Consider the following 25,411-nt stretch of genomic DNA (forward strand, 5'->3'; position numbering starts at 1 on the left):
TATGAGCCATCAAAATACGTGCCAACTTCAATTTAAGCCTTATAAAACAAGGCTTTCAGTGAATCGACCGCGATCTTTAGCCATCGAGCCAAGGAAAATTTGAAAGAAGTGCGCAACTTCTTGCGCAGTGGTGTGCAAGAAGTTGCGCACTCGGCTGTAGCCCTTTAAATACATGGGCTTCAGAGGATTTAACAGTCGAAAATCGAGCAGGCACTGCGCAACTTCTTGCGCACTTCAAAAAATGGAAGATTTCAAAACCCAATCACCCAAGTGTTGGTGGTAATGCGGATCTCCGCTCACCATCGCTCTTCCGGCTGTCAGATTTTTCCTGGTTCAAATTGACCAAAATGCCTCAAACCCGTTAACTGTATATTCGTACAGTATCGGAAGTCGTGCGTCATGAGCTTTTCAGTCCTAGGCCCCATCGCCGTGGGCGGTCGAAAACTGCCCCTTTGTCTCTCGAGTGTGCCTGCGGGATTTCCTTCGCCCGCAGCAGATCACATCGAAGCCCACATCTCGTTGGATGAGGTCCTGAACATCCGCGCACCGCATGTTTATCTTGTTTCTATTTCTGGAGACAGCATGCAGGGTGCAGGTATTTTTGAGGGAGATCTCGCGATTGTGGATCGCTCTATTGAACCTGTTCACGGGAATATCGTGGTTGCCCTGTTGAACAACGATCCCGTGTGCAAACGACTGTGTCTGCGCGGCAAGGAAATCATCTTGCTGTCTGAAAACCCGAAATTTCCCCCACGCTACGTCCTTGAAAGCGATGAGTTGACCATTTGGGGAGTCATTACCGGCAGCGTACGCAGCCATGTCTAACACCCCGCCTGTATTTGGCCTCATCGACTGCAACAGCTTTTTACGCTAGCTGTGAGCGTGTATTCCGTCCGGATTTGGCCAGAGTACCGATAGTGGTTTTATCCAACAACGATGGTTGTGTGATCGCTCGATCCGCCGACGCTAAGCCTTTCGTGAAAATGGGTGAGCCGTACTTTCAAATCAAAGCGAAGCTTCGCCAGCACGGTATTGTTCCCTTCTCGTCCAACTATGCGCTCTATGGAGATATGAGCGAACGGGTCATGACCGTTATTGAGTCTCTGGTGCCCGCTGTGGAGGTTTACAGCATTGATGAAGCGTTCGCAGACCTCACCGGCATTAAGAATCTAGATGGACTCGGCCGTCAGATTCGTAACCAAGTTCTGCGCTCCACAGGTATTCCCGTTGGCGTCGGTATCGCACACACGAAAACCCTGTCCAAGCTGGCTAATCACACGGCCAAACGGTTGCAGGCACAAACGGGTGGTGTCGTGAACATTTGTGATTCCACCAAGCGGGATTGGGTACTGCGCAATACCGATGTATCAGAAGTATGGGGCGTCGGGCGACGAATGAAGCTTCACCTGGATGCGATGGGCATCAAAACCGCCATGGATCTCGCCAAAGCCGATCCTTGGACGTTGCGCAAAAACTTCAGCGTAGTGATCGAGAAAACTGCCCGTGAGTTGGCGGGGACACCCTGCTTGGAACTCGATGAACCAGATCCACCTAAACAGGAGATTTGCTGCAGTCGAATGTTCGGGCAACGACTGAAAGAGCTTCCACCGATAAAGGAAGCCGTCGCCACCTACACGCAAAGAGCTGCAGAAAAACTGAGGGCTCAGCAGTCACTGTGCAAAAAAATTCGAGTCAGCATTCGCACAGGCATGTTCAATCCAGAGGTGCTCACCGCGCTGCGAATGACGCAATTGCCAGGTACGCCGTGGTGGGGAGCGTCGGGAACCCGCTGGGTGCCGGAGGTAAACGGCGACATGCTGGAAATCCATGTGCATCTCGATCTGCTCGGCTGCACTGACGGCCATTTAGGAGTCGCCTTGCGCTGCAGCGACGATGGCCGTGAAGAAACCCTGCTCTATTACGATGCGTCACTGCAGCGCCTGGTGCTTGACCGCAGCCGCTCGGGTGCGCAAGTCACAGGCCAGCGCAGCGTCTCGATAGACCCGACACAAGAGCGACTCGAGCTGCGCGTGTTCCTCGATCGCTCATCCATCGAGGTGTTCGACGAAAACGGCCGTTTCAGCCTCAGCAGTCGCCTCTATCCGCGTTCCGACAGTCTGGGCGTGAAGCTGCTGGCAAGCGGGAGTGGCGGACGCGTCTCGATTGCCAAGGCATGGCCGCTCGGTTCTGCATGGTCATGAGCGGCGTCATTCGGGTCGCGAGAAGCCCGGGCCCTGTGTCATGATTCGGCGTCAACCTGACCGGCCGCACTTCGCATGACTTCAGTGAAAGACGTTGCACAGCTGGCCGGCGTGTCCCTGATGACGGTGTCTCGAGCGCTCAATACTCCGGAAAAACTGAGCCCCGAAACCCTCCTACGGGTGCGTCGTGCCATTGATGAACTGCAATTCGTACCCAGCCTGTCAGCGCGCAAGATGCGCGGTGACAACCTCCAGTCGCGCACCATCGGTGTGTTCGCGCTGGACACTGCAACCACACCTTTCGCGGTCGAGCTGCTGCTGTCCATTGAGCAAACTGCGCAGCAAGCCGGCTGGAATGTCTTTATCCTCAACCTGCTCAGCAACCCGCCCACCGACCAGAACATTGACCTGATGCTGTCGCACCGTCCGGATGGATTGATCTTCAGCGCCATGGGGGTTCGTCACGTAAGCATTCCCGAGCGCTTGAAGAGCAAGCCTCTGGTGCTCGCCAATTGCCTGGCAGATGACAGCGGCCTCGTCAGCTATGTACCCGACGACGAAATGGGCCAGTATCGCGCCGTACACCACGCGTTGAGCCTCGGCTACAAGCGTCCTCTGTGTATCAATCTGCCGAAACAGAGTCTGGCATGGGGGGCTGCGACAAAAAGGCCTGCAGCGTGCCTGTCAGGCATTCGGGCTGGCGCCGGACACGCTCCTGCAATACGACCTTTCCGATCATGATGCCTACAGTGAAACAGCCGCCATCCTCGACCGGCATGTCATTGATGGTCGTCCCCAATTCGATATTCTGATCTGTGGCAACGACCGTATCGCCTTTTGTGCCTATCAGCTGTTGTTGGGGCGTGGCCTGAAAATTCCCGACGATGTCGCCGTCCTCGGCTACGACAACATGATCGGCATTGCCGAGTTGTTCATCCCGCCGCTGACTACCGTGCAACTGCCGTACTACGAGATTGGGCGCCAAGCTGCACGGCATCTGATCGAGACCCTGGAGCTATCGGGAACCCAGCGAGTCGACTGTCCATTGGTGGTCAGGACATCACTGTAAGATTGGGTCAGCTCGCTGATAGCACGCTTTTGACTTGCCGAGTGGAATCAGAAATCCACTGTCGCTGAAAGCAGATAGGTTCTCGGCGTCGATAACGTCAACCCCGGCTCGCTGTCATCCGAGGCCCCGGCCGAACTCCAATAACGCTTGTCCAGCACATTCTCGATATTGCCGCGCAAGGTGATGGTCTTGTCGTCAACCTTAAAGGCATAACGCGTACCCACATCGAAGCGCTCCCAAGAGTCGATCTCCTTCTCGTTGGACTGATCCAGATACTGCGAACTCGAATAGATGCCCCGTGTTGTCAGCGTCAAGCCCGGCACAGTCGGCACGTCCCACTCTGCGCCCAGATTGACGTTGTATTTCGGCGTCGCCGGCGCGCGATTGCCGTCGAAGGTGCCGTTGGTGGTGTGAGTCAGCTCGCTGTCGATGTACATCACGCCGCCGAGCAAGCGAAAGCCTTTGAGCGGTTCGCCGAACACACTCAGTTCCACGCCGTCGTTCTGTCGTTTGCCGTTCGGCCCGAAGACACGCGTCGTGGCGTTGGTTTCGTAGGCCGGTTGTTTGATCCTGAACACGGCAGCCGTCAACGCATACGAACCGGCGTCGTACTTGGCACCCACCTCGACCTGACGACTGATAAACGGCGGGAAGATTTCGTCTTCGTTGACTGACGTCGACGGCGCGATCTTGCCCTGGCTCAGGCCTTCCATGTAATTGGCGTACAGCGACAATCGGTCCGTAACCTTGAACAGAATCCCGCCCGATGGCGAGACCTTTTCTTCGTCGTAAGCCGTGTCGCCTTTGACGTCATCGCTCCAGTCGTCGACTTTCACTCGTTGCCAGCGCGCACCAAGGGTCAGCAGCAATCGATCGTCGAAAAAGCCCAGGGTGTCGGACAACGCCACGCCGCTGAAGCGGTTTTCCGTGTAGACCTTGGCGTCGTAGCGCGTCGGTGTGCCCGGCTTGGCGGTTTCCACCGGGTCGTACAAATTGCTTCGGCCTGCGGCATAACGTGCGCCGCCATTCTCGAAATCCATATAAAAGTAGCTGGCCGCCAAATTGACTTCGTGGCTCACAGGCCCGGTGTGGAACCAGTTGCGCACACCGGCCGTGGCGGTACGGACATTCTCGTCACGGGTGAAATCACGCGGTTGCACACTGAAGTCGCCAGCATCGTTGGTCACGGAAACCGCATGCCGGAGGAAGTCATGATTACTTTTTCGCGCACCGACGCCGCCGTACACCATCACCGAATCACTGACGTCGAACTCAGCGTTGACGGTGCCGAAGGTGTCTTTGGTCCGCGCCTGGCTCCACGGTTGCGCGTAGTTATCGCGCACATCGTTGGCGTTGGGCACCTTGGCATTGGCCGCGACCTGCACGCGCTCCTGCGGCGCGTCGGTGTCGCGCTCGGTGTGGCCGATGTCGGTCGAAAGCCGTAGGCGCTCACCGCGAAAATCCAGGCCGAGTACGGCCATGTCACGGTCGACACTTTGATCATCCCATTCGGTATCACCGGACTGTTTGACGCCGTTGAAACGCAGGCCGAACTGGTTGTCCTCACCGAAACGGCGCCCGACATCCACCGCACCACCGACCTGATTATTCGACGCGTAATTGGCCGTCAGCGAAGTGATCGGCTTATCGGTAGCGCGCTTGGGTACCACGTTGATCCCCCCGCCCACACTGCCTCTCGGCGAAATCCCGTTGATGAGTTGGCTCGGGCCTTTGAGGATGTCGACGCGATCGGCCATTTCCATGTCGATCGTGTAAGTCGGCAGCACCCCATAGAGACCGTTATAGGCCACGTCACTGTTGAACAGACTGAAACCACGGATGGTGAACTGCTCGTAGCGGCCACCGGCCGGGTTGGTCGCGCGCACCGACGGATCGCTGGCAATCAGATCGCCCAAGGTGCGCGCCTGCTGATTCTTCACCGCCTCGCTAGTGTAGGTAGTCATGCTCAACGGGGTTTCCATGAAGTCTTTCGACCCGAGCAAACCCTGTGAACCGCGACGCGCTACCTGCCCGCCGGCAAAGACATCGGCGCCTGTCGAATCACTGGCACCGAGGATCGAAGTCGGCGCCAGTTGCAGGCTGCCGGCCTCCGGTGCAGGCACCAGGGTGTAAGCCTGATCGCCCACCGGTTGCAGTTGCAAACCAGAGCCCAGCAACAACCGGGTAAACCCCTCCTCCACGCCAAACTCGCCGGACAAACCATTGCTGCTGCGCCCGCTGACCAGCGCCGGATCGACTGACAGATTGACCCCGGCCAACCCGGCAAAGCGCGTCAACGCCGCACTCAGACTCCCGCCGGGCACCTGATAACTGCGCCGGGCGTCTTCGGCCCAGCTCGACTGGATCAACACCGGGCTGGCACTCAGGCTCAGCAGGAGGCTCAACTGCAACAACGGACGCAAACGACTTGGGAATACTGCGGGCATTGGAAGAAGCTCTCGATTTTGTTCACTTGCCTGGAATGACCAGCGAGGCAAAAAAAAGGGACAGGCTTCAGCCAACATTTTGCCGAGGCGCAAGAGAAACCCAGAACCGCGTACGGGTGTGGACTTCAATCGGCAGACTCGCCGCGAGCAGTGCAAGCACTTGATCGGTATTGTCGAGGCGGAAACTCCCGGTGATGCGCAACGCTTCCAGCGCCGGATCCCAGCGCAACAGCCCCGGACGATAGCGACTCAGTTCACGCAGGAAATCCCCCAGCGGTTGGTTCTGCGCCATCAACACACCGTCACGCCAGTCCGGCATTTTTTCGTCGAACAGCGCGATCGGTCCGGCGCCGGAAGCTTGCAGACTGACCTGTTGCCCGGCGTTCAAATTCAGCGCCGGCCCATGCAACGGCTGCAATTGCACCGAACCGCTGACCACCGATACGTGGCAATCACGCTCGTTGAGGCGCACACAGATTTCGCTGCGGCTGACGATGATCCGACCGTACGCAGCGTTGACCGTCAACGCCCTGCTGCCGGGGACGTTGAGCGCCATTTCGCCACGCACCAGGGTCAACTGATGGCTGGCCAGATCGACGTTTACCGCACTGGCGGTGTTCAGTTGCACCGTGCTGCCGTCGGCCAACCGTGTTCGGGTGTGCTCGCCAGTGCCGGTCTGTAAATCGGCGCGCCAGACGTCGAGCGGCAACTGACGACTGATCAACCACGCCGTCGGTACCAACGCCGCCAGACCCAGCGCTCGTTTCAGTGCCGCACGCCGCGCCAGATCCGGGCGATCCAGCGTGGCCATGGCCAATTCTGTCGGCAGACTGGAAAAGCGCTGGCGCAGCAATTGAATCTTCTGCCAGGCGTTTTCATGACGACTGTCGCTGCTGCGCCAATGCTGCAATTGCGCATGATCGTCATCGGAAGCATCACCGGATTCGAGTAACGCCAGCCATTGCGCAGCGGCACGTGCAACTTCGCGCGCGTCTGCGTCAGGCGCCATGCGCATCATAGATCCAACATCAAGCAATGCTCGTAAGCCATTGCCATGTAACGTTTTATGGTGCGATCGGAAACCTGCAAGCGCTCGGCAATCTCGCGATAACCGAGGCCCTCAAGCTGACTCCACAAAAACGCCCGACGCACCGGTCGTGGCAAACCATCGAGTAATTCGTCGAGCGCTTGCAGGGTTTCCAGCAGCAGCCAACGCTGCTCGGGCGACGGCGCGCACTCCTCCGGCAATTGCGCCAGTGCTTCGAGGTAGGCTTTTTCCAGACTGCGGCGGGTGTAGAAATTGCTCAGCAAGCGTTTGCCCACAGTCAGCAGATAAGCGCGCGGCTCGCGCATGTCGGCAATCGGCTGAGCGCTGCACAGCACGCGCAAGAAGGTGTCCTGACTGAGGTCAGCCGCATCCCACGCGTTGCCCATGCGTCGGCGCAGCCAGGTTTCCAGCCAGCCGCGATGATCGCGATACAGTTCGTGCAGGTGCTGCGGCGAGGGCGTCGCTGCTTCAGTCATCTCAAGAGTCCCGGCGCGAAGTAAGAATTCAAATGAGACTGATTCTATTTAACTCGCTCGCCGACACAAAGCCTTTTTATCCCGCGCGTTTTATGAGCGCTTCAGCGTTTCACTCGGAAACTCCTTGAACAATGCCCGATAACTGCTTGAAAACCTTCCCAAATGCCAGAACGACCAGTGCATCGCCACCTCGGCCACCGTAGTTTCCGTGGGCCGTCGCTTGAGCAATTCGCGGTGTGCGCTGTTCAACCGGCGCAGGCGCAGCCAGTGACTTGGCGTCATCCCGGTATAGGCCTTGAATGCCTGCTGCAATTGCCGCAATGGCACCCCTGCCACCTGCGAAAGCTCAAGCAGATTGACCGTGTCTTCCGGCGAATCCGCCGCCCACTCGCCTACCCGTTTCATGATCATCCGTTCTTCGCTACGTTTCTGTAACCCGCCGCGATCGAGGCTGGTATGAGCGTTGTCGAGAATGAACAAACAGTCTTCCAGCAGCTGCTGAGTCAGTGCATCTTTATCAAGCAGATCAACAGCTTGCGACACCTTCGTGAGAGTCGAGCTTAACCAGCGACTGAACAAGGCGTTCTGTCCGCAGTTGAGTTGGGTCATGAACAACCCTTCAAGTTTCGCCACATTCAAACCGTGCTGAAGGACGAATTGCGGGCCGAACACCACGGCGATTTCCTGGTAGTTCTCCGGAGTGATCCAGATGTTGCGGCTGTCTTCGTTGAGCAGGTACAGCGCGTTGTCGCTGCGATCAAAACAGAACGCCAAAGCACCCGACGGCGCGCTGAAATTCTGCTCGACCCGGGTGTTCATCTGCTCTTCGTAGACCTCGACGCCTTGCAGATCCAGATAGCGGATCTGCCCGGCGAAATGGCCCGGCGACATTTGTTGGTAATGCTGGACCCAGCCCGGTGTAACACGGACTTGTTCGGCGACATCGGCGGTGTTGAACGCTTGGACTTGTAGCGGATTGCACGTCGTCATGGGGTGACCTTGCGCACTCTTTTGGTGCGCTTTGGTGCTGCTTAAAGTGGATAGATGGAACTGCAAGGCTCGCCCAAGATAGTCGTCAACGCGCCACAGGGGAAGGGGCGGAAGATGAAACCCGCCCTCCCCGGCGTCTATAAAACCAATAACGAGGTCTTTATGAATGCCCCTTTCGATCAGCTGTTCACGTGGCTGAAAGATCACAAGATTACCGAAGTCGAATGTGTGGTCAGCGACCTGACCGGCATCGCCCGCGGCAAGATCGCACCGACCAACAAGTTCCTGCATGAGCGCGGCATGCGCCTGCCGGAAAGTGTGCTGCTGCAAACGGTAACCGGGGATTTTGTCGACGACGACATCTACTACGACCTGCTCGATCCTGCCGACATCGACATGGTCTGCAAGCCAGTGGCTGACGCGGTCTACGTGATTCCGTGGGCGATCGAACCGACCGCCATCGTCATCCACGACACCTTCGACAAGTTCGGCAACCCGATCGAACTGTCGCCGCGCAACGTGCTGAAGAAAGTCTTGCAGCTCTACACCGACAAAGGCTGGAAGCCGATTGTGGCGCCGGAAATGGAGTTTTACCTGACCCAACGCTGCGAAGACCCGGACTTGCCGCTCAAGGCACCGCTGGGCCGCTCGGGCCGTGCGGAAAGTGGCCGGCAGTCGTTCTCGATCGATGCCGCCAACGAATTCGATCCGCTGTTCGAAGACGTCTACGACTGGTGCGAACTGCAAGGTCTGGATCTCGACACCTTGATTCACGAGGACGGCCCGGCGCAGATGGAAATCAACTTCCGTCACGGCGACGCGCTGGATCTGGCTGACCAGATCACCGTGTTCAAACGCACCATGCGTGAGGCTGCGCTCAAGCACAACGTCGCCGCGACGTTCATGGCCAAGCCGATCGGCGATGAGCCGGGCAGTGCCATGCACATTCACCAGAGTGTGGTCGACATCGCCACCGGCAAACCAATCTTCGCCAATGAAGATGGGCAGATGAGCGAACTGTTCCTGCACTACATCGGCGGTTTGCAGAAGTACATCCCGAAAGTGCTGCCGATGTTTGCGCCCAACGTCAACTCGTTCCGCCGCTTCCTGCCGGACACCTCGGCGCCGGTCAACGTCGAATGGGGCGAAGAAAACCGCACCGTCGGCCTGCGCGTGCCGACTTCCAGCCCAGAGGCCATGCGCGTGGAAAACCGCTTGCCGGGCGCAGATGCCAACCCGTATCTGGCGATTGCTGCGAGCCTGCTCTGCGGGTACATCGGCATGGTCGAAGGCATCGAGCCGAGCGCTGCCGTACAGGGCCGTGCGTACGAGCGTCGCAACCTGCGCCTGCCGATCACCATCGAAGAAGCGCTGACACAAATGGAAGAGTGCGAGACCGTTGCGCAGTACCTGGGCGACAAATTCGTCCGGGGCTATGTCGCGGTGAAGCGTGCCGAGCATGAAAATTTCAAGCGCGTGATCAGCTCGTGGGAGCGTGAGTTCCTGATGCTCAGCGTCTAACCCAACCCAAAAGATCCCCCTGTGTCGATCGTTCCCACGCTCTGCGTGGGAATGCAGCCCGGGACGCTCCGCGTCCTATCCAAAGCCGAACGCGGAGCGTCCGTTGAGGCATTCCCACGCAGAGCGTGGGAACGATCATTATAAGAAGAGGTGTCGAAATGCGTCTGTTGAAATCCGTACTCCCGGTCGCCCTGAGCGTGCTGTTCAGCGCTGTAGCCCAAGCCCAACCCCAGGTCAGCGTCTACAACTGGACCGACTACATCGGCGAAACCACCCTCGCCGACTTCCAGAGCAAAACCGGGATCAAGGTGATCTACGATGTTTTCGACTCCAACGAAACCCTCGAAGGCAAACTCCTCGCCGGCCGCACCGGCTATGACGTGGTCGTGCCGTCCAACCACTTTCTTGCTCGTCAGGTGAAGGCCGGCGCGTTCCTCAAACTCGATCGCTCGCAGTTGCCGAACTTCAAGAACCTCGATCCGAAGCTGCTCGAACTGCTGGAAAAGAACGACCCGGGTAACGAACACTCGGTGCCGTACCTGTGGGGCACCAACGGCATCGGCTACAACGTCGACAAGGTCAAACAAGTGCTGGGCATCGACCACATCGATTCCTGGGCCGTGCTGTTTGAACCCGAGAACCTGAAGAAACTCACCCAGTGCGGCGTGTCGATGATGGACTCCGCCGACGAAGTCTTCCCTGCCGTGCTTAATTACATGGGCATGGACCCGCGCAGCGAGAACCCGGAAGACTACAAAAAAGCCGAAGCCAAACTGCTGAGCATCCGTCCATACATCACCTATTTCCACTCTTCGAAATACGTGTCGGACCTGGCCAACGGCGATATCTGCGTAGCCTTCGGTTATTCCGGCGACGTGTTCCAGGCCGCCAACCGCGCCAAGGAAGCCAAGAACGGCGTGAACATCGCCTACGCGATTCCAAAGGAAGGCGCCAACCTCTGGTTCGATCTGTTGGCGATCCCGGCCGACGCCAGCAACACCAAAGAAGCCCACGCCTTCATCAATTACCTGCTCGATCCACAAGTGATCGCCAAGGTCAGCGCTTCGGTCGGTTACGCCAACCCGAACCCGGCCGCCAAGCAGTTCATGGATCCGGAACTGGTCAACAACCCAGAGGTTTATCCACCTCAAGCCGTGCTCGACAAACTCTACATTTCTACCACCCCGCCCCAGGCGATCATGCGTCTGATGACCCGCTCCTGGAGCAAAGTGAAGTCGAACAAATGAATCAGTACACCCAAGAACACGCTCGCTCCTACTACGCAGCTTCGGCGCGGGCGACCACACCTTATCCGGTATTGGACGCTGACCTGACCGCCGATGTCTGCGTGATCGGCGGCGGGTTCACCGGGGTCAACACCGCCATCGAGCTGGCTCAGCGCGGATTGTCGGTGGTGTTGATCGAAGCCCGGCGTATCGGCTGGGGCGCCAGCGGGCGCAACGGCGGTCAGTTGATTCGCGGGATTGGTCATGAAGTTGAAGGCTTCGCCAAATATGTCGGCCAGGAAGGCGTGCGTTATTTGCAGCGCGCCGGCATCGATTCGGTGGAACTGGTGCGTCAGCGCATCGGCGACAACGGCATCGAATGTGATCTGCGCTGGGGCTTCTGCGATCTGGCCAATACCCCGGCGCAGTTCGCTGCCTTCAAGGATGAGCTGGTCGACCTCGCCGAACTCGGTTACGCCCACGAAACCCGTCTGATCGGCGCGGAGCAGATCCGCCAGCAAGTGGTGAATTCCGACATCTATGCCGGCGGACTGGTCGACATGGGTTCCGGGCACCTGCACCCGCTGGATCTGGTGCAGGGCGAGGCGCGATTGGCAGCGTCGCTCGGCGTGAAGATTTTCGAGCAGAGCGAAGTGCTGGAAATCATCCACGGTCCGACCGTGCAAGTGCGTTGCGCCAAGGGCTCAGTGCGTGCCGGCAGTCTGGTGCTCGGCTGCAATGCGCATCTGGACGAACTGGAACAACAACTCAGTGGCAAAGTCCTGCCCGCCGGCAGCTACATCATCGCCACCGAACCGTTGTCCGAGGAACGTGCCGCGCAACTGATTCCGCACAATCTCGCGGTGTGCGATCAGAAAGTCGGCCTCGATTACTACCGACTCTCGGCGGATCGACGCCTGCTGTTCGGCGGTGCCTGCCACTATTCCGGACGCGATCCGGCGGACATCGCCGCCTATATGCGACCGAAGATGCTCAAAGTCTTCCCGCAGCTGGCGGACGTGCGCATCGATTACCAGTGGGGCGGCAAGATCGGCATCACCGCCAACCGCTTCCCCCAAGTCGGTCGCCTCAAGCAACAGCCGAACGTGTTCTACGCGCAGGGTTATTCCGGCCATGGCCTGAACGTTACGCACTGGTGCGCAAAACTGCTCGGCGAGGCGATTCACGCCGGTCACAGTCAGGGCATGGACGTGTTCAGCGGCGTGCCGCACATGACCTTCCCCGGCGGCCCGGCCTTGCGCTCGCCGCTGCTGGCACTGGGCATGTTCTGGTATCGCTTGCGGGAAATGCTCGGCTGACAGCACTGTCGCGATCTGATCATTCCAACGCTCTGCGTGGGAACGCAGCCCGTGACGCTCCGCGTCACTGGACGCAGAGCGTCCCTTGAGGCATTCCCACGCAGAGCGTGGGAACGATCATCCTGCCAACAATGCGCGCTATACACATTTGCTCTATCGCCAAGCACTTCTATATTGATGAGGTGCTTTTGCGTTCCTGACGCTCAGTGCCCAATCAATCGAGGAGGACATGGATGAAGTCGTCAGCCACCGACGAGCCGCGAGCACCAGGCCAAGCCCCCGTGAAAACCCGCCGTTTCGGCATCTCGCTCGTCTGGATCGTACCGATCGTTGCCGTGCTGGTGGGCATCTCGCTGGTGGTGCATAACATCCTGCAGGAAGGCCCGACCATCACCGTCACCTTCAAGACCGGGGACGGTCTGACTGCCAACAAGACCGAAGTCAAATACCGCAATGTGGTGATCGGCCATGTCTCGGATGTGGAACTGGCCAGCGATCACAAAAGCGTCAACGCCACGATCAAACTGGCCAAGCAGGCCGAAGAGTTTACCCGCGAAGACTCGCAGTTCTGGGTCGTGCGCCCACGGATTGGTGCGGGTGGCGTCTCGGGTATCGACACCCTGCTTTCCGGCGATTACATCGGCGCCGACATTGGCGAGGCCAATAACCGCGCGAAGAACTTCAAGGGTCTGGAAAACCCGCCACCGATCACCTATGGCGAACCCGGCAAGACATTCTCGTTGCACACCGCCGACCTGGGCTCGCTGGACATCGGTTCACCGGTCTACTTCCGCAAGATCCCCGTGGGCCAAGTGGTCTCCTACGCGCTGGATCCTGATGGCAAAGGCGTGAACATCGAAGTGTTCATCCATTCACCCAACGACGCCTACGTCACCGAAAACACCCGTTTCTGGAACGCCAGTGGCGTGGATGTCAGCGTCGGCGCCAACGGTTTTGCGGTGAAAACCGAATCACTGTCGACCCTGCTGGTTGGCGGCATCGCCTTCCGGGCACCGGATTACAGCCCCAACGATAGTGTCGCTGCAGAAAACAAAGACTTCGAGCTCTTCGCCGATCAGACCGCCGCCCTCGCCCCGCCCAACGGCAAGGCGCAATACCTGAGCCTGCGTTTCGATCAGGCCTTGCGTGGGCTCAAAGTCGATGCGCCGGTCGAGTTCCTCGGTGTCGAGATCGGTCGCGTGGTGGCGGTCAATCTGGACTTCGACGAAGTCAAACGTACGTTCCCGGTCAACGTCGGCATCGTCATTTATCCGCAGCGTCTGGGCCGGGCGCATCAGAAAATGCTCAAGGCATTCAATGGCGACGAAAACGACGAAGCCACCGGCGCGCGCCTGCTCGGCACCTTCATCGAAAACGGATTGCGCGCCCAGGCACGCAACGGCAACCTGCTCACCGGCCAGTTGTACATCGCTCTGGATTTCTACCCGAAAGCGCCGAAAGTCGCGTTTGACGCCACCGCCCGACCGATCAGCATCCCGACCATCCCGGGCAGCCTCGAACAGTTGCAGGAAAAACTCGAAGCGATGGTCAACAAGATCAACGCACTGCCAATTGAACGCATCGCCGGCAACCTCGACAGCAATCTGGTCGAACTGCGCAAAGGCCTGGCCCAGTTCAACGCCAAGACCTTGCCGGGCGTGCAGAGCACTCTCGCTGATGTCAGCAAGACCTTGCAGTCTGCCAGCTCGACCCTGGCCGAGGACTCACCGCAGCGCGAGAAACTCACCGAGACTCTCGACGAACTCGGGCGTATGTCGCGCTCCCTGCGTGAGCTCTCCGACTATCTCGGTCGTCACCCGGAATCGCTGATTCGTGGCCGTCCCGACAACGCCGCACCGCTGGACCTGAAAGGACCGCCACGCAATTGAGCACAGGAGCTAACTCAATGGCTTTACCGCTGAAGATCACCGTGCTCGCTGCTTTCATGTTGCTGGGCGCTTGCCGCAGCGACCCGATCAGCTTTCATACGCTGACTCCGGTGCAACCGGGCAGCAGCCGCGCCGGGGCGCAAATCCCGATTGAAGGCATCAGCGTGCCGCCGCAAGTTGATCGCCCGCAAATCGTCATTCGCCAGGGCAATAGCGGTCTGGCGATTCTGGAGACTGAATGGTGGGGCGCGAGTCTTGCCGATGAATTGCGCAGTGCGCTGATCGATCAGTTGAACAACACCAGCGGGCGTGGCAATGTCTCGGTGCGCATCGAGGTGCAGCGCTTCGATTCGATTCCCGGCCAATACGCCTTGATCGATGCCAAATGGCGGTTGCGGCCATTGGGTGATACCGACAGTGAACTGGTGACCTGTCGCTCAACCTTGCAAACACCTTCGGGGCCGAGCATCGACGAACTGGTCAGCGCCCAGCAGAACAACGTCAAACGCCTCGCTGCGTTGATCAGTCAGGCGGCAGGCAACCCGCGCGGCTGTCCGCCCTCTTCCTGACACAGCGTTACCGTGAAGCGACAGCCATTCGGTTCGCGGGTGGTGAGTTGCACGCGCCAGTGTTGCTGCGTGCAGATCCGCTGCACCAGCGAAAGCCCCAGGCCGAGCCCTTCCCCGCGCTGTTCATCACCGCGCACGAAGGGCTGAAACATCGCGTGGCGTTGCTCTTCGGGGATGCCGATGCCGCTGTCTTCGACCACAAAACTGTTTTCGTTGAGGGTCAGGCGTACGTAACCGTGGTCGGTGTAATGCCAGGCGTTGCGCAACAGATTGCCCATCACTGATTGCAGGAAGGTCAGATTGAAACGCGCTGCGCCGGCGAATTGAGGATCGTAGATAAACTCCAGACCTTTTTCGCGAATCAAACGTCCCCAAACTTCAGTCTGCGCATCGGCGATGTCCTTCAAGGTGCAAGTCGACTGCACACTGACTTCTTCAGGCTTGCGTGCAAGCATCAAAAAGGTTTCGACCAATTGGCGCATCTCGTGACTGGCCCGGGCAATCCGGCTGACTTGTGCCGTTGAACGGGCATCGAGTGACGGGTTGACCAGCAGCAGCTCACAGGAGGTCGCCAGCACCATCAGCGGCGTGCGCAATTCATGGCTGACGTCGCTGGTGAAGAGTTTTTCCCGACTCAAAGTGGCCCGCAGGCGGCCTAACGTCTGATCGAATGACAGCGCCAGTTCGCCGACTTCATCTGCGGCGTAATCGGGGTGCAATGGCGGCGCGACCTCAATGAGCTGATCGCGATGGCGCACCTGTTGCGCCAGTCGAATCACCGGTGCCATGACCCTTCGTGCGAGCAATCGCCCAAGCACCAGCGCCAAAACGATGCTCAGGATAAATCCGACAATCACCACAATAAACAGCAGGCGCTCACGCTGTTCGAGGCTTTCCTGGTCGCGCAACAGCACGTATTTGCGACCGCCGACGGCTTCGACCATCGCGTAGAAGTCATCGTTATGGAATCTGATTTCCTGAAACCCCATCGGCAGCGCCGCCAGTTGCTCGGTCAGCGCCAGCGGCCCCTTGCCACCCTCGAAGAAAAACAGTTCGCTTTTTTCCGGTGTGTGGCTCCACAGACTGATGTCGTCCATTGCCAGCAAACGACGCAGACCGCCGCTGAGGGTGGTGCTGGTCAACTTGCGCTCGACCACATGCACGGTGGCGACGATGCCCAATGCAAATACACCCGCGACGAAGGCGCTCATCAGGGCAAATACAATCACGATCCGTTTCGTCAGGCTTTGCTTGAGATCCATGCGCTCGGGTGGCTCCTGTGTGGTTGTCCGGCGTCAAGGCAACGATAGACCAGGCCAGGCCGTTACTCGACAGGACAGAGCTTCACCGCAACGGTGAACGCCGGGTAAGGCCCTCGATGAATAAAAACAGTATTTGAGTTTATTTATCAAATAGCCGATTTAGTTGCACCGATCAACTTCTGGCATTTTTTTCACATGTTCTTCACTGCGCCCCAACGTGTGTAAACGTAGTGTTCAGCCTGCATTCAAGTAAACAGTCGTAAAGTTGCTCGCTGCCCAAGCCTTGCGTTGCACTGAATGAACTATCCGGCGTTTAAAGAGGCAACATTGTGGCGCAATTATTTCAATTGAAAAGTTTATTCCGCTACCGGCGTACGCCGCGCTTTCGGCTATGGATTGCACTGGTGTGTGTCGTGGTCGTGGCCATTCTGGTCAGTGGTTTTGTCTGGTGGCCACGCTCGCCGACCGACCTCGATCATGCCGGGCGCAGCACCACCGCTGAATGGATAAAAGCCTGGCGGGCCGGTGAAGTCGTTGCGCTGGTGCGGCACACCGAACGCTGCGACCGGTCGAGCAATACCTGCCTGGGCCCGGCGGATGGCATTACCGAAGTGGGCAGCAGCGCGGCGCAAGAGGTCGGCCAAGGCTTCGTCAGATTGGGGATGCAACAGGCTGCAGTGTTGAGCAGCCCGCTGACCCGTACGGCGCAAACCGCGCATTACATGTTCGGCCACGAGGCCCTCGCCGAAGACTGGCTGGCCACCTGCGGACCAACACTTCGCGATGAAATCATCGCGCGCAAAGTGGCGCAGCAGAATCTTGTGCTGGTCACCCACAGCGGTTGCATCAGTGATTTTGAAAAACAGACCGGTTTTCCTCACGCGATTGCCGCGGAGTATGGAAGTACCTTACTTGTACGAATTGATAACCAGAAACAACTTACAGTGCTGGGCATTATCAATACGCCGTTCTGGCAGACATTAGACGTCACACATAACCAATGAAAAAACCGCCACGGCTTCCAGTGTTTTAAGCCAGATACTTTTTTATTCGCCCCAAGGCTCAGTCATGACGTCCGATAACCCACCGTTGCGCCACGCTGCCCGTCATTTGCTGCAATCCCCGTCGCTGGTCGAACGCTGGGCGATCCCCGGGCTGATTCTGGCGTTTGTGCTGTTTTATCTATTGCCGCTGATGACCCACGGGCTGTGGATCCCCGATGAAACCCGTTATGGCCAGATCAGCCAGGAAATGCTCCTGAGCGGCAACTGGGTCGCGCCGCATTTCATGGGTATTCGCTACTTCGAGAAACCAATCGCTGGCTACTGGATGATCGCCATCGGCCAGGCGATTTTCGGCGACAACCTGTTCGGTGTGCGCATCGCTTCGGCCGTCAGCACGGGGGTCAGCGTCTGGCTCGCCTATCTGTTGGCGCGCAGGCTCTGGAACAACCCGCGCATCAGCGCTGCCTGTGCCTTGCTCTACATGAGTTTTGGTCTGATCGCCGGCCAGGCCGGTTACGCCAACCTCGATCCGCAGTTCACTTTGTGGGTCAACCTCAGTCTGGTCGCGGTGTGGTTTGCCATCGACAGCACTACCGCAAAGGCGCGCCTTGGCAGTTGGGCATTGCTCGGCGCTGCTTGCGGCATGGGCCTGATGACCAAGGGCTTTCTGGCCCTGCTGCTGCCGGTGCTGATCGCCCTGCCCTACATGATCTGGCAGCGCCGCTTCGGCGAACTGCTGCGCTACGGTCTGGTGGCGGTGCTGGTCGCTGCGCTGATCAGTGTGCCGTGGGCATTGGCCGTACACGTTCGTGAACCGGACTTCTGGCGGTTCTTCTTCTGGCATGAACACATTCGCCGTTTCGCTGCGGGCGATGATGCCCAGCATGCGCGGCCATGGTGGTTCTACCTGCCGTTGCTATTTGCTGCGACATTGCCGTGGGCCGTGCTGTTGCCGTCGACGTTGATCCGCACATGGCGCGAAAAGCGCGAGGCAAAAACTGCGTTTCTGGCGCTGTGGTTTGTGTTGCCGCTGGCCTTCTTCAGTCTGAGCAGCGGCAAACTGCCGACCTACATCATGCCGTGCCTGTTGCCGCTGGCCTTGCTCATGGGCCACACCGTGGTGAAATGGCTGGAGCAGCGCCACACCAAGGCTTTGCGCCTCAACGGCGTGATCAATACGGTTCTGGCCAGCGTTGCCCTGATTGCGCTGATCTATCTGCAGGCCACTAAAGAAGTCTACGAACACACCGAGATGTTCAGCCTGTCGCTGGTGTTTATCGTGCTGATCGGCTGGATCATCGCCAACGCTCTGCAAATCATGCGACCGCTGACGATGTGGGCCATGCCGGCGCTCGGCATTGGCCTGTTGGTTGCCTTGCTGCCCGCCGCCATGCCGGCAACGATCGTCGACAGCAAGATGCCCGACCAGTTTATTGCCGAGCATCAACAGGCCTTGAGCGAAACCTCGTCGTTGTTGAGTAACGATCTGGGCGCCGCGTCGGCCTTGGCGTGGCGTCTGAAGCGGCCGCAAGTGGATCTGTTCAATACCGTCGGTGAACTGAAATACGGCCTCGACGATCCGGCCATGGCTGCCCGCAAGGTCGGTCTGGACGATGTCGGTCAGTGGATGACTGACGCGCGCAAAAAAGGCTCGGTGGCGGTGGTGATGCGCGTCAACAGCACGCAGGAAGCCCAGGAAATCGAATTGTTGCCGGCCGACGGTACGCATTACCAGCGTGGCAACCTGCAGATCTACATCTTTGCCAAGCGCCAGCCATGACCGCCACGGCCCAAGAACGCAGGGCGTTATGGATTCTGCTGTCCGCGACTGCCCTGATGCTGCTGCTCGGGCTGGGCAGTCGCGAACTGTGGGGCGCGGAAACCCGTTGGGCCAATATCGCCTTGCAGATGCTGCAGAGCGGTAACTACTTCGACCCCTATCTCAAGGGCGATCCGTACTACGACAAACCACTGCTGTCGTATTGGCTGATCACGGCTTCGTCCTGGCTGACTGGCGGGCTGGGGCCGTGGTCACTGCGTTTGTCCTCGGTGATTTCAGCGTGGCTCAGCGTGTGGCTGGTGTATTTGCTGGGCGAGCAGCTGTTCCGCAAGGGCACCGGCTTGATTTCCGGATGGATGCTGGCGACGACGTTCTATTTTGTCTTCTGGGCGCGGGTCGCCACGGCCGACATTCTCACGGTCTGCGGGGTCCTGGCGGCGGTCTGGTGGTACTGGCGCGGGCCGGATGACACTCGGCTGGGGCGTTACGTGGTGTTTTTCGCCCTGCTGTCGCTGACGTCGCTGTTCAAGGGACTGATCGGTTTCATTCTGCCGGGGCTGGTGTTGCTGCCGCATCTGCTGCAAGGCCAGCGCTGGAAACGCCATCTCAATCGGCGTTTGTTCGCCGCATTGCTGATCGCCGGGGCGTTCTACATGACGCCGTTCCTGCTCTCACATGTCTATGGATCGCCTGACTATCGGCAAAGCGGCCTGGATCTGGTGTTGCGAGAAAACGTCGTGCGGTTTTTCCAGCCGTTCGACAACATCGGGCCGATTTACACCTATTTGTTGTACCTGCCGGTCTACACCCTGCCATGGGCGCCGTGCTGGCTCATTGCGTTGTGGGTGGCGCTGCGAAACTGGCGAAACATCGAACCAGACACCCGCTGGCTGATTCAGGGGCTAGGTCTGTTGCTGCTGTTTTTCACCGCCAGCGGCAGTCGGCGCAGCTATTACGTGTTGCCACTGGTGCCCTTCGCGCAACTGCTCGGTGCGTGGTGGATCACCCGGCGCATGGCGGCGCGCAATCTCGAAGGGCGAGGCTTGAAAATCGGTTTTGCGATCGCTACGACCTTGATGGCCGGTGTGCTCGGCATACTGTATCCATGGACCAATAGCGGTGGCGGCGTGATCCGTTTCGGCGAAACCGTGCGCGAGCAGGCCAGCCAACAGGCACCACTGAATCAGTGGCGTATGGTCATGATCGAGGTCGACAACAAAGTGCCGATGTACCTGCAAACCGGCGGCGCGCCCTTCTACTATGTGGCAGAAACCGCAGACTTCCCCCGTGCGGGCGACAGCGCGGCGATGTGGGCCTGGCTAGAGCGCAGCAGCGGCCAGCACTGGGACCCGCAACGCACCATCATCGTTGCGCAATATCGAAGCGGCGATCCGCTGCCGCTCGACTACCTCAGCGCCGACCACCGAACCATCACTACCACGCCGACTCGCGGTGAACAGGTGTTCCACGGCCGCCAGGACCAGAGCGTCGCCTACCTGCCCAATCCCTCCTGAACACCTGACGTGAAATGACGCACGGCAATCGTGCGTCGTCGAGTCGCTGCTAATCTGAATGGCAATGACATGTATTAACGGTTTGTTTGACGTTTTTTTCTCATTTGCCTCTCTACATTGCCTGCGGCTGAATATCTGCAAATCATTCGCATTGAAGTCTGCCCGCGAATGCCTGCCCATAACGTCTAAAAAATCAGGAGCGTTGTCGTCATGAATCCACAGGTTCCGTCCTTTCTGAAACGCGCATTGCTGGTCACTGCCCTGCTTGGCGCAGGCCCGGCCTTTGCGGCTGACGGTGTTGGTTTGCTGGTTTACAACGCCCAGCACGAAAGCCTGACCAAAGCCTGGGTGGCCGCATTCACCGAAGAGACGGGCATTCCGGTGACGATCCGCAATGGCGATGACACTGAGATGGGCAACCAACTGGTGCAGGAAGGCGCGGCCTCGCCGGCCGATGTGTTCCTCACCGAAAACTCCCCGGCGATGGTGCTGGTCGACAACGCCAAGCTGTTCGCCTCGATCGCGCCAGCCACGCTGGAACAAGTCGATGCGGCGTACCGCCCGGCTCACGGCCAGTGGATCGGCATCGCCGCGCGCTCAACGGTGTTCGTCTACAACCCGGCAAAACTGGCTGAGAAAGACCTGCCGAAATCCCTGCTGGATCTGGCTAGACCGGAGTGGAAAGGTCGCTGGGCTGCCTCGCCGGCCGGCGCAGACTTCCAGGCCATCGTCGCTGCCGTGCTCGAGCAGAAAGGCGAAGCCGCCACACTGGACTGGCTCAAAGGCATGAAAACCAACGCCACCGTGTATCGCGGCAACAGCGCCGTGCTCAAAGCGGTCAACGCCGGGCAGATCGACAGCGGCGTGATCTATCACTATTACAGCTTCGTCGATCAGTCCAAGACCGGCGAAAACAGCAAAAACACCCAGCTCTATTATTTCAAACACCAGGATCCGGGCGCGTTTGTCAGCACCTCCGGCGCTGGCGTGCTGGCCTCCAGCAAACATCAGGAAGAGGCGCAGAAGTTCGTCAAATACATCACCAGCAAAGAAGGCCAGGAGATTCTGCACAGCGGCACCTCGTTTGAGTACGCGGTCGGCAAGGACGCACCGTCCAACCCGAAACTGACGCCGCTGAAAGATCTCGACGCACCCAAAGTCGATGCGTCGAAACTCGACAGCAAAAAAGCCGTCGAGCTGATGACCCAGGCGGGAATCCTGTAAGTGCTCCCCGAAACCCTTCCTGCGCAGGTCGCTGCGGCCTCCTCCGCCAGCCTGAGGCTAAAACCCCGCGCCCTGACCGGGCGCGGTGGTTCTTGGGTGGTTGCACTGGCCGTCGGCGTTTCACTGTTGTCGTTGCTGCCGATCGCGTTTGTGCTCGGTGTGTCGTGGGCCACCGGTTGGGCGACCATCGAAGCGTTGGTGTTTCGCCCACGGGTGGCGGAACTGCTGATCAACACCGTGCTGCTGGTGTTGATCACCCTGCCGCTGTGCATTCTGCTCGGCACCGCACTGGCCTGGCTGACCGAGCGCACCAACCTGCCCGGTCGACGCCTGTGGTCATTGCTGGCCGTGGCGCCGCTGGCGGTGCCGGCGTTCGTGCATAGCTATGCGTGGGTCAGTCTGATTCCTTCGATTCACGGATTGCCGGCCGGGGTGCTGGTGTCGGTGATCGCTTATTTTCCGTTTCTGTACCTGCCGGTGGCGGCGACATTGCGTCGCCTCGACCCGGCGATTGAGGACGTTGCCGAATCCCTCGGCCTGAAACCGTGGGCGGTGTTTTTCCGGGTAGTGTTGCCACAGTTGCGTCTGGCCATTTGTGGCGGTGCGTTGCTGGTCGGCTTGCACCTGCTGGCCGAATACGGCCTCTACGCGATGATCCGGTTCGACACCTTCACCACGGCGATTTTCGATCAGTTCAAGTCAACCTTTAACGGCCCGGCGGCGAACATGCTGGCGGGCGTTCTGGCCTTGTGTTGTCTGGCGATGCTCACCGTCGAATCCGCCGCCAGAGGCAAGGCGCGCTACGCCCGCGTCGGTTCCGGCAGCGCTCGCGAGCAACGCACGGTGCGCTTGAATCGCGCCAGCGTATTCCTTGGCTTGAGCCTGCAAGTGCTGACCTGTGTGCTCGCGCTCGGCGTACCGTTGCTGACGTTGGGGCGCTGGCTGATTGCCGGTGGCGCCGAGGTCTGGGGCGGCGGCGAACTGTTGCCGGCGCTGCTGCAAACCCTGTCGTTCGGTGTGGCCGGCGCACTGTTGACCAGTCTGGCGGCGATTCCGATTGCCTGGCTGTCGATTCGTGCGCCGGGCAGGTTGCAGCGCTTGCTCGAAGGCTGCAACTACATCACCAGTTCGCTGCCGGGGATTGTCGTGGCGCTGGCCCTGGTCACCGTGACCATCCACTTCGCCCGGCCGATCTACCAGACCACCATCACCGTGTTGCTCGCCTACTTGCTGATGTTCCTGCCGCGCGCCTTGGTCAGCCTGCGCGCCGGGTTCGCCCAGGCGCCGGTCGAGCTGGAAAACATTGCGCAAAGTCTCGGCCGTTCACCGTTGCGCGCCTTGTGGCTGATCACTTTGCGCCTTGCCGCGCCGGGCGCTGCTGCCGGTGCCGCGTTGGTGTTTCTGGCGATCACCAATGAATTGACCGCGACCTTGCTGCTCGCGCCTAACGGCACCCGCACCCTGGCCACCGGTTTCTGGGCCATGACCAGCGAAATCGATTACGCCGCCGCCGCGCCTTATGCGCTGCTGATGGTGCTGTTATCGCTGCCGCTGACCGCCCTTCTCTATCACCAATCCAGGCGCACCGCTGGCCGATGAACGCACTTGAACTGATCTCTCTGAGCAAATCCTTTGGCGCGCAGAAAGCGCTGGATGACATCTGTCTGTCGGTGCCGACCGGCAGCCGTACGGTGATTGTCGGCCCGTCCGGCTCCGGCAAAACCACATTGCTGCGGATGATTGCCGGTTTCGAATTCCCCGATGCCGGCAGCCTGACTCTCAACGGTCAGGTGCTGGTCGACAGCACTCATGCCGTGCCCGCTTACCAGCGGCAAATCGGTTATGTTCCCCAGGATGGCGCACTGTTTCCGCACATGACGGTCGCCGCCAATATCGGCTTCGGTCTGGCGCTGACCGGCACCGCCAGAGAGGAACGGATCAAGGCATTGATGGACAGCGTTTCGCTGGACGCCAACATGGCCAACCGTTGGCCGCATGAACTGTCCGGCGGCCAGCAGCAACGGGTTTCCCTTGCCCGGGCGCTCGCCCAGCAACCACGACTGATGCTCCTTGATGAGCCGTTCTCCGCCCTCGACACCGGCCTGCGCAGTGCCATGCGCAAAATGGTCGCGCGTTTGCTGGAGGACGCCGGCGTCACCACGATTCTGGTGACCCACGATCAGGGCGAAGCGCTGTCATTTGCCGATCAGTTGGCGGTGATGCGCGGCGGACGGCTGGTGCAGTCCGGGCATCCGATGGATCTTTACCGATACCCGCACGACGAGCAGACCGCACACTTTCTCGGCGAAGCCGTGGTGATGCCGGCGCGGATCGACTCCGGTCTCGCCCACTGCGATCTCGGTCCGGTGCCGGTGAACAGCAACGGTTTTAGCGGCAACGCGCAGATCATGCTCAGGCCCGAGCAGTTGCAGTTGTCCGGTACGGTGATCGGTAACCAAGGCTGTCACGCCGTGGTGACCGAACGGGATTTCGCCGGCAACACCTGCACCCTCACAGTCGAACTGCGCTCGCCGATCAATCAGGATCCTGGCCGCTCGCTATTGGTACGCAGCTCCGGCATGCACGCGCCGCCGGCCGGTAGCGACGTGCAGCTATCGGTACTCGGCGCTGCTCACATCTTCACGCTTTCCTGATCACAGATCGAAGCGATCCACCGCCCGCCGCCGCTCGTTGTCATCACGGACATCGTAGTTGGCGGTGGTCTGGATGTTGCTGTGGTGCGCGAGCTTCTGGGCGATCGACAGATCATGTTCTTCGATGACCCGTGTGATAAACGAACGGCGGAAATCGTGGGGCATGATCTTCACCCCGACTTGCGTGCCACGCTGACGGGCAATGTAGTAGATCGCGTGTTTGGTGATGCGCTCGCGGGTGATATGGCTGCCGCGACGGATACGGTTGAACAGAAAGGCATCGTCACTCTCGCCTTCCTTGAGTTCTGAACGCCGCAGCTCCAGCCACGCATTGAGTTTGGCGAAGGCCCAGGCCGGCGCGTACTTGATCAGTTGCTTGTTGCCCTTGCCGGTGACGGTCAGGCTGCGCTCAGTGAAGTCGACCTGATTCAAGTCCAGATCCACCGACTCCGATTTACGCATGCCGGTGCCGTACAACAACGCAATCACCGCCGCATCGCGCAGGCCTTGCGGGCGTGGATCGGCGGCGCAAACTTCCATCAGTTCATGAATCAAAGTGCGCTTCAAGTTGCGCCCCTGCGACAACCGCGTACCGGCAATGGCTTTGACCGAGCGCATTTTCAACAGATGATCCTGAGAAATCAGACTCATGCGCCACGCTTCATTCATCACCCCGCGCACGGCATTTACATAAAGCGAAGAAGTGTTCGGCGCATAGTTGTCTTCGCGCAAAGCGGCAACCAGGGCGACCACATCTTCAGGTTGTAATGCGTGCCAGGGAATTTCCTCGACATTCATGTCTTCAAAACCGAGACGGTCGGCCGCGTCCTGCAAAACATAGCGCATGGTCAGCTGGCTGGAGGGGGCCAGGCGCGCCAGATACAGGGTCATCGGATTGGTTTGGCGGGTTTGCAACGGTACAACGGACAAGTCAGTCAAACGTAAAGGCCTTGAGTAAAAACAATTCAACACAGCAACTAACAACTGCAACATTCCCTCTATAAAGGGAACACTTCCGTAGGACTTTTCCACTAAAAACGACGATAAACGGTAGAAGCCTGAACAGCGGCTGTATGAGCTCTAGATAAACGATTCGCCGACCGGGTTTTCATGTTCCTTTCACAAAAACGGGCATAACCTTAATTCCAACAGATCCCGTGTCGGCCCTGTCCAAACTGCCGCGCGAAGCCACAAAAGTCAACCGCACACCGACGGTAT

18 protein-coding genes and 3 pseudogenes are annotated in these 25,411 nt (G+C 59.1%); 15 read left to right on the plus strand and 6 right to left on the minus strand.

What is annotated here, in order from left to right; all coding sequences use genetic code 11:
• Window positions 1-399 precede the first annotated feature (399 nt).
• The 4 genes and pseudogenes from L8H52_RS17325 to L8H52_RS17340 all read left to right on the plus strand — a co-directional run bounded on the left by L8H52_RS17325 (window position 400) and on the right by L8H52_RS17340 (window position 3,270).
• Window positions 400-825, plus strand: coding sequence for a S24 family peptidase (locus L8H52_RS17325; protein ID WP_110718481.1), 426 nt, complete (start codon window positions 400-402; stop codon window positions 823-825).
• Window positions 818-1,724 (plus strand): annotated as a pseudogene (locus L8H52_RS17330) (Y-family DNA polymerase); the annotation flags it as partial. The gene L8H52_RS17325 and the pseudogene L8H52_RS17330, both read left to right, overlap by 8 nt.
• A 90-nt stretch (window positions 1,725-1,814) precedes the next feature.
• Window positions 1,815-2,201, plus strand: a pseudogene (locus L8H52_RS17335) (GH32 C-terminal domain-containing protein); the annotation flags it as partial.
• Window positions 2,202-2,321: 120 nt separating this feature from the next.
• Window positions 2,322-3,270: pseudogene (locus L8H52_RS17340) on the plus strand (LacI family DNA-binding transcriptional regulator).
• A 47-nt stretch (window positions 3,271-3,317) separates the two neighbouring features.
• Here L8H52_RS17340 and L8H52_RS17345 read toward each other — a convergent pair.
• The 4 genes from L8H52_RS17345 to L8H52_RS17360 all read right to left on the minus strand — a co-directional run bounded on the left by L8H52_RS17345 (window position 3,318) and on the right by L8H52_RS17360 (window position 8,231).
• Complete coding sequence (locus L8H52_RS17345; RefSeq protein ID WP_242208131.1) at window positions 3,318-5,717, minus strand: TonB-dependent siderophore receptor; 2,400 nt, start codon at window positions 5,715-5,717, stop codon at window positions 3,318-3,320.
• 67 nt (window positions 5,718-5,784) lie between these two features.
• Window positions 5,785-6,732: a FecR domain-containing protein gene (locus tag L8H52_RS17350; RefSeq protein ID WP_242208130.1), complete on the minus strand. Its 948-nt coding sequence runs from the start codon at window positions 6,730-6,732 to the stop codon at window positions 5,785-5,787.
• Entirely contained in the window at window positions 6,732-7,241 is a 510-nt protein-coding gene (locus L8H52_RS17355; RefSeq protein WP_242208129.1) for a sigma-70 family RNA polymerase sigma factor, read from the minus strand. Before L8H52_RS17355 ends, L8H52_RS17350 begins: the two co-directional genes overlap by 1 nt.
• Window positions 7,242-7,331: 90 nt before the next feature.
• Window positions 7,332-8,231 (minus strand): helix-turn-helix domain-containing protein, encoded by a 900-nt coding sequence (locus tag L8H52_RS17360; RefSeq protein WP_242208128.1) that lies wholly within the window; start codon window positions 8,229-8,231, stop codon window positions 7,332-7,334.
• Between the two features lie 162 nt (window positions 8,232-8,393).
• Between L8H52_RS17360 and L8H52_RS17365 the strand changes: the two genes are divergently transcribed.
• The 5 genes from L8H52_RS17365 to L8H52_RS17385 all read left to right on the plus strand — a co-directional run bounded on the left by L8H52_RS17365 (window position 8,394) and on the right by L8H52_RS17385 (window position 14,755).
• Entirely contained in the window at window positions 8,394-9,752 is a 1,359-nt protein-coding gene (locus L8H52_RS17365) for a glutamine synthetase family protein (protein ID WP_242208127.1), read from the plus strand.
• A 158-nt stretch (window positions 9,753-9,910) separates the two neighbouring features.
• Complete coding sequence (locus L8H52_RS17370; RefSeq protein WP_242208126.1) at window positions 9,911-10,999, plus strand: polyamine ABC transporter substrate-binding protein; 1,089 nt, start codon at window positions 9,911-9,913, stop codon at window positions 10,997-10,999.
• Complete coding sequence (locus L8H52_RS17375) at window positions 10,996-12,297, plus strand: FAD-binding oxidoreductase (protein WP_242208125.1); 1,302 nt, start codon at window positions 10,996-10,998, stop codon at window positions 12,295-12,297. Before L8H52_RS17370 ends, L8H52_RS17375 begins: the two co-directional genes overlap by 4 nt.
• A gap of 233 nt (window positions 12,298-12,530) precedes the next feature.
• Window positions 12,531-14,186 carry an MlaD family protein gene (locus L8H52_RS17380; protein WP_242208124.1) on the plus strand — a complete coding sequence of 552 codons (1,656 nt, stop codon included), beginning with the start codon at window positions 12,531-12,533 and terminating at the stop codon, window positions 14,184-14,186.
• 17 nt (window positions 14,187-14,203) lie between these two features.
• Complete coding sequence (locus L8H52_RS17385) at window positions 14,204-14,755, plus strand: PqiC family protein (RefSeq protein ID WP_242208123.1); 552 nt, start codon at window positions 14,204-14,206, stop codon at window positions 14,753-14,755.
• Here L8H52_RS17385 and L8H52_RS17390 read toward each other — a convergent pair.
• The gene (locus L8H52_RS17390; protein ID WP_242208122.1) at window positions 14,713-16,017 is read right to left on the minus strand and encodes a HAMP domain-containing sensor histidine kinase; all 1,305 of its coding nucleotides are present in this window, start codon (window positions 16,015-16,017) and stop codon (window positions 14,713-14,715) included. The two genes, L8H52_RS17385 and L8H52_RS17390, sit on opposite strands and share 43 nt — an antisense overlap.
• 347 nt (window positions 16,018-16,364) lie before the next feature.
• On the opposite strand from L8H52_RS17390, the gene L8H52_RS17395 reads away from it, so the two are divergent.
• The 6 genes from L8H52_RS17395 to L8H52_RS17420 all read left to right on the plus strand — a co-directional run bounded on the left by L8H52_RS17395 (window position 16,365) and on the right by L8H52_RS17420 (window position 24,193).
• On the plus strand, window positions 16,365-17,021 hold the full coding sequence (locus L8H52_RS17395) for a histidine phosphatase family protein (RefSeq protein WP_347340754.1): 657 nt from the start codon (window positions 16,365-16,367) through the stop codon (window positions 17,019-17,021).
• Between the two features lie 64 nt (window positions 17,022-17,085).
• Entirely contained in the window at window positions 17,086-18,801 is a 1,716-nt protein-coding gene (gene arnT, locus L8H52_RS17400) for a lipid IV(A) 4-amino-4-deoxy-L-arabinosyltransferase (protein WP_242208121.1), read from the plus strand.
• Window positions 18,798-20,315 carry a glycosyltransferase family 39 protein gene (locus tag L8H52_RS17405; RefSeq protein ID WP_242208120.1) on the plus strand — a complete coding sequence of 506 codons (1,518 nt, stop codon included), beginning with the start codon at window positions 18,798-18,800 and terminating at the stop codon, window positions 20,313-20,315. The genes arnT and L8H52_RS17405 overlap by 4 nt, the downstream gene beginning before the upstream one ends.
• A 210-nt stretch (window positions 20,316-20,525) precedes the next feature.
• Window positions 20,526-21,539 carry an iron ABC transporter substrate-binding protein gene (locus L8H52_RS17410; protein ID WP_242208119.1) on the plus strand — a complete coding sequence of 338 codons (1,014 nt, stop codon included), beginning with the start codon at window positions 20,526-20,528 and terminating at the stop codon, window positions 21,537-21,539.
• On the plus strand, window positions 21,540-23,138 hold the full coding sequence (locus tag L8H52_RS17415) for an iron ABC transporter permease (protein ID WP_242208118.1): 1,599 nt from the start codon (window positions 21,540-21,542) through the stop codon (window positions 23,136-23,138).
• Window positions 23,135-24,193, plus strand: coding sequence for an ABC transporter ATP-binding protein (locus L8H52_RS17420; RefSeq protein WP_242208117.1), 1,059 nt, complete (start codon window positions 23,135-23,137; stop codon window positions 24,191-24,193). Before L8H52_RS17415 ends, L8H52_RS17420 begins: the two co-directional genes overlap by 4 nt.
• On the opposite strand, the gene L8H52_RS17425 is transcribed toward L8H52_RS17420, so the two are convergent.
• Window positions 24,194-25,084: a tyrosine-type recombinase/integrase gene (locus L8H52_RS17425; RefSeq protein ID WP_242208135.1), complete on the minus strand. Its 891-nt coding sequence runs from the start codon at window positions 25,082-25,084 to the stop codon at window positions 24,194-24,196.
• Window positions 25,085-25,411 lie beyond the last annotated feature (327 nt).

This window comes from Pseudomonas sp. CROZ-RG-20F-R04-15, from assembly GCF_022662375.1.
Classification (GTDB): domain Bacteria; phylum Pseudomonadota; class Gammaproteobacteria; order Pseudomonadales; family Pseudomonadaceae; genus Aquipseudomonas.

Coding starts and splice junctions, on each gene's coding strand:
- L8H52_RS17325 (WP_110718481.1), top strand. CDS start 400: ATGAGCTTTTCAGTCCTAGGCCCCATCGCCGTGGGCGGTCGAAAACTG.
- L8H52_RS17345 (WP_242208131.1), bottom strand. CDS start 5,717: ATGCCCGCAGTATTCCCAAGTCGTTTGCGTCCGTTGTTGCAGTTGAGC.
- L8H52_RS17350 (WP_242208130.1), bottom strand. CDS start 6,732: ATGCGCATGGCGCCTGACGCAGACGCGCGCGAAGTTGCACGTGCCGCT.
- L8H52_RS17355 (WP_242208129.1), bottom strand. CDS start 7,241: ATGACTGAAGCAGCGACGCCCTCGCCGCAGCACCTGCACGAACTGTAT.
- L8H52_RS17360 (WP_242208128.1), bottom strand. CDS start 8,231: ATGACGACGTGCAATCCGCTACAAGTCCAAGCGTTCAACACCGCCGAT.
- L8H52_RS17365 (WP_242208127.1), top strand. CDS start 8,394: ATGAATGCCCCTTTCGATCAGCTGTTCACGTGGCTGAAAGATCACAAG.
- L8H52_RS17370 (WP_242208126.1), top strand. CDS start 9,911: ATGCGTCTGTTGAAATCCGTACTCCCGGTCGCCCTGAGCGTGCTGTTC.
- L8H52_RS17375 (WP_242208125.1), top strand. CDS start 10,996: ATGAATCAGTACACCCAAGAACACGCTCGCTCCTACTACGCAGCTTCG.
- L8H52_RS17380 (WP_242208124.1), top strand. CDS start 12,531: ATGAAGTCGTCAGCCACCGACGAGCCGCGAGCACCAGGCCAAGCCCCC.
- L8H52_RS17385 (WP_242208123.1), top strand. CDS start 14,204: ATGGCTTTACCGCTGAAGATCACCGTGCTCGCTGCTTTCATGTTGCTG.
- L8H52_RS17390 (WP_242208122.1), bottom strand. CDS start 16,017: ATGGATCTCAAGCAAAGCCTGACGAAACGGATCGTGATTGTATTTGCC.
- arnT (WP_242208121.1), top strand. CDS start 17,086: ATGACGTCCGATAACCCACCGTTGCGCCACGCTGCCCGTCATTTGCTG.
- L8H52_RS17405 (WP_242208120.1), top strand. CDS start 18,798: ATGACCGCCACGGCCCAAGAACGCAGGGCGTTATGGATTCTGCTGTCC.
- L8H52_RS17410 (WP_242208119.1), top strand. CDS start 20,526: ATGAATCCACAGGTTCCGTCCTTTCTGAAACGCGCATTGCTGGTCACT.
- L8H52_RS17420 (WP_242208117.1), top strand. CDS start 23,135: ATGAACGCACTTGAACTGATCTCTCTGAGCAAATCCTTTGGCGCGCAG.
- L8H52_RS17425 (WP_242208135.1), bottom strand. CDS start 25,084: ATGACCCTGTATCTGGCGCGCCTGGCCCCCTCCAGCCAGCTGACCATG.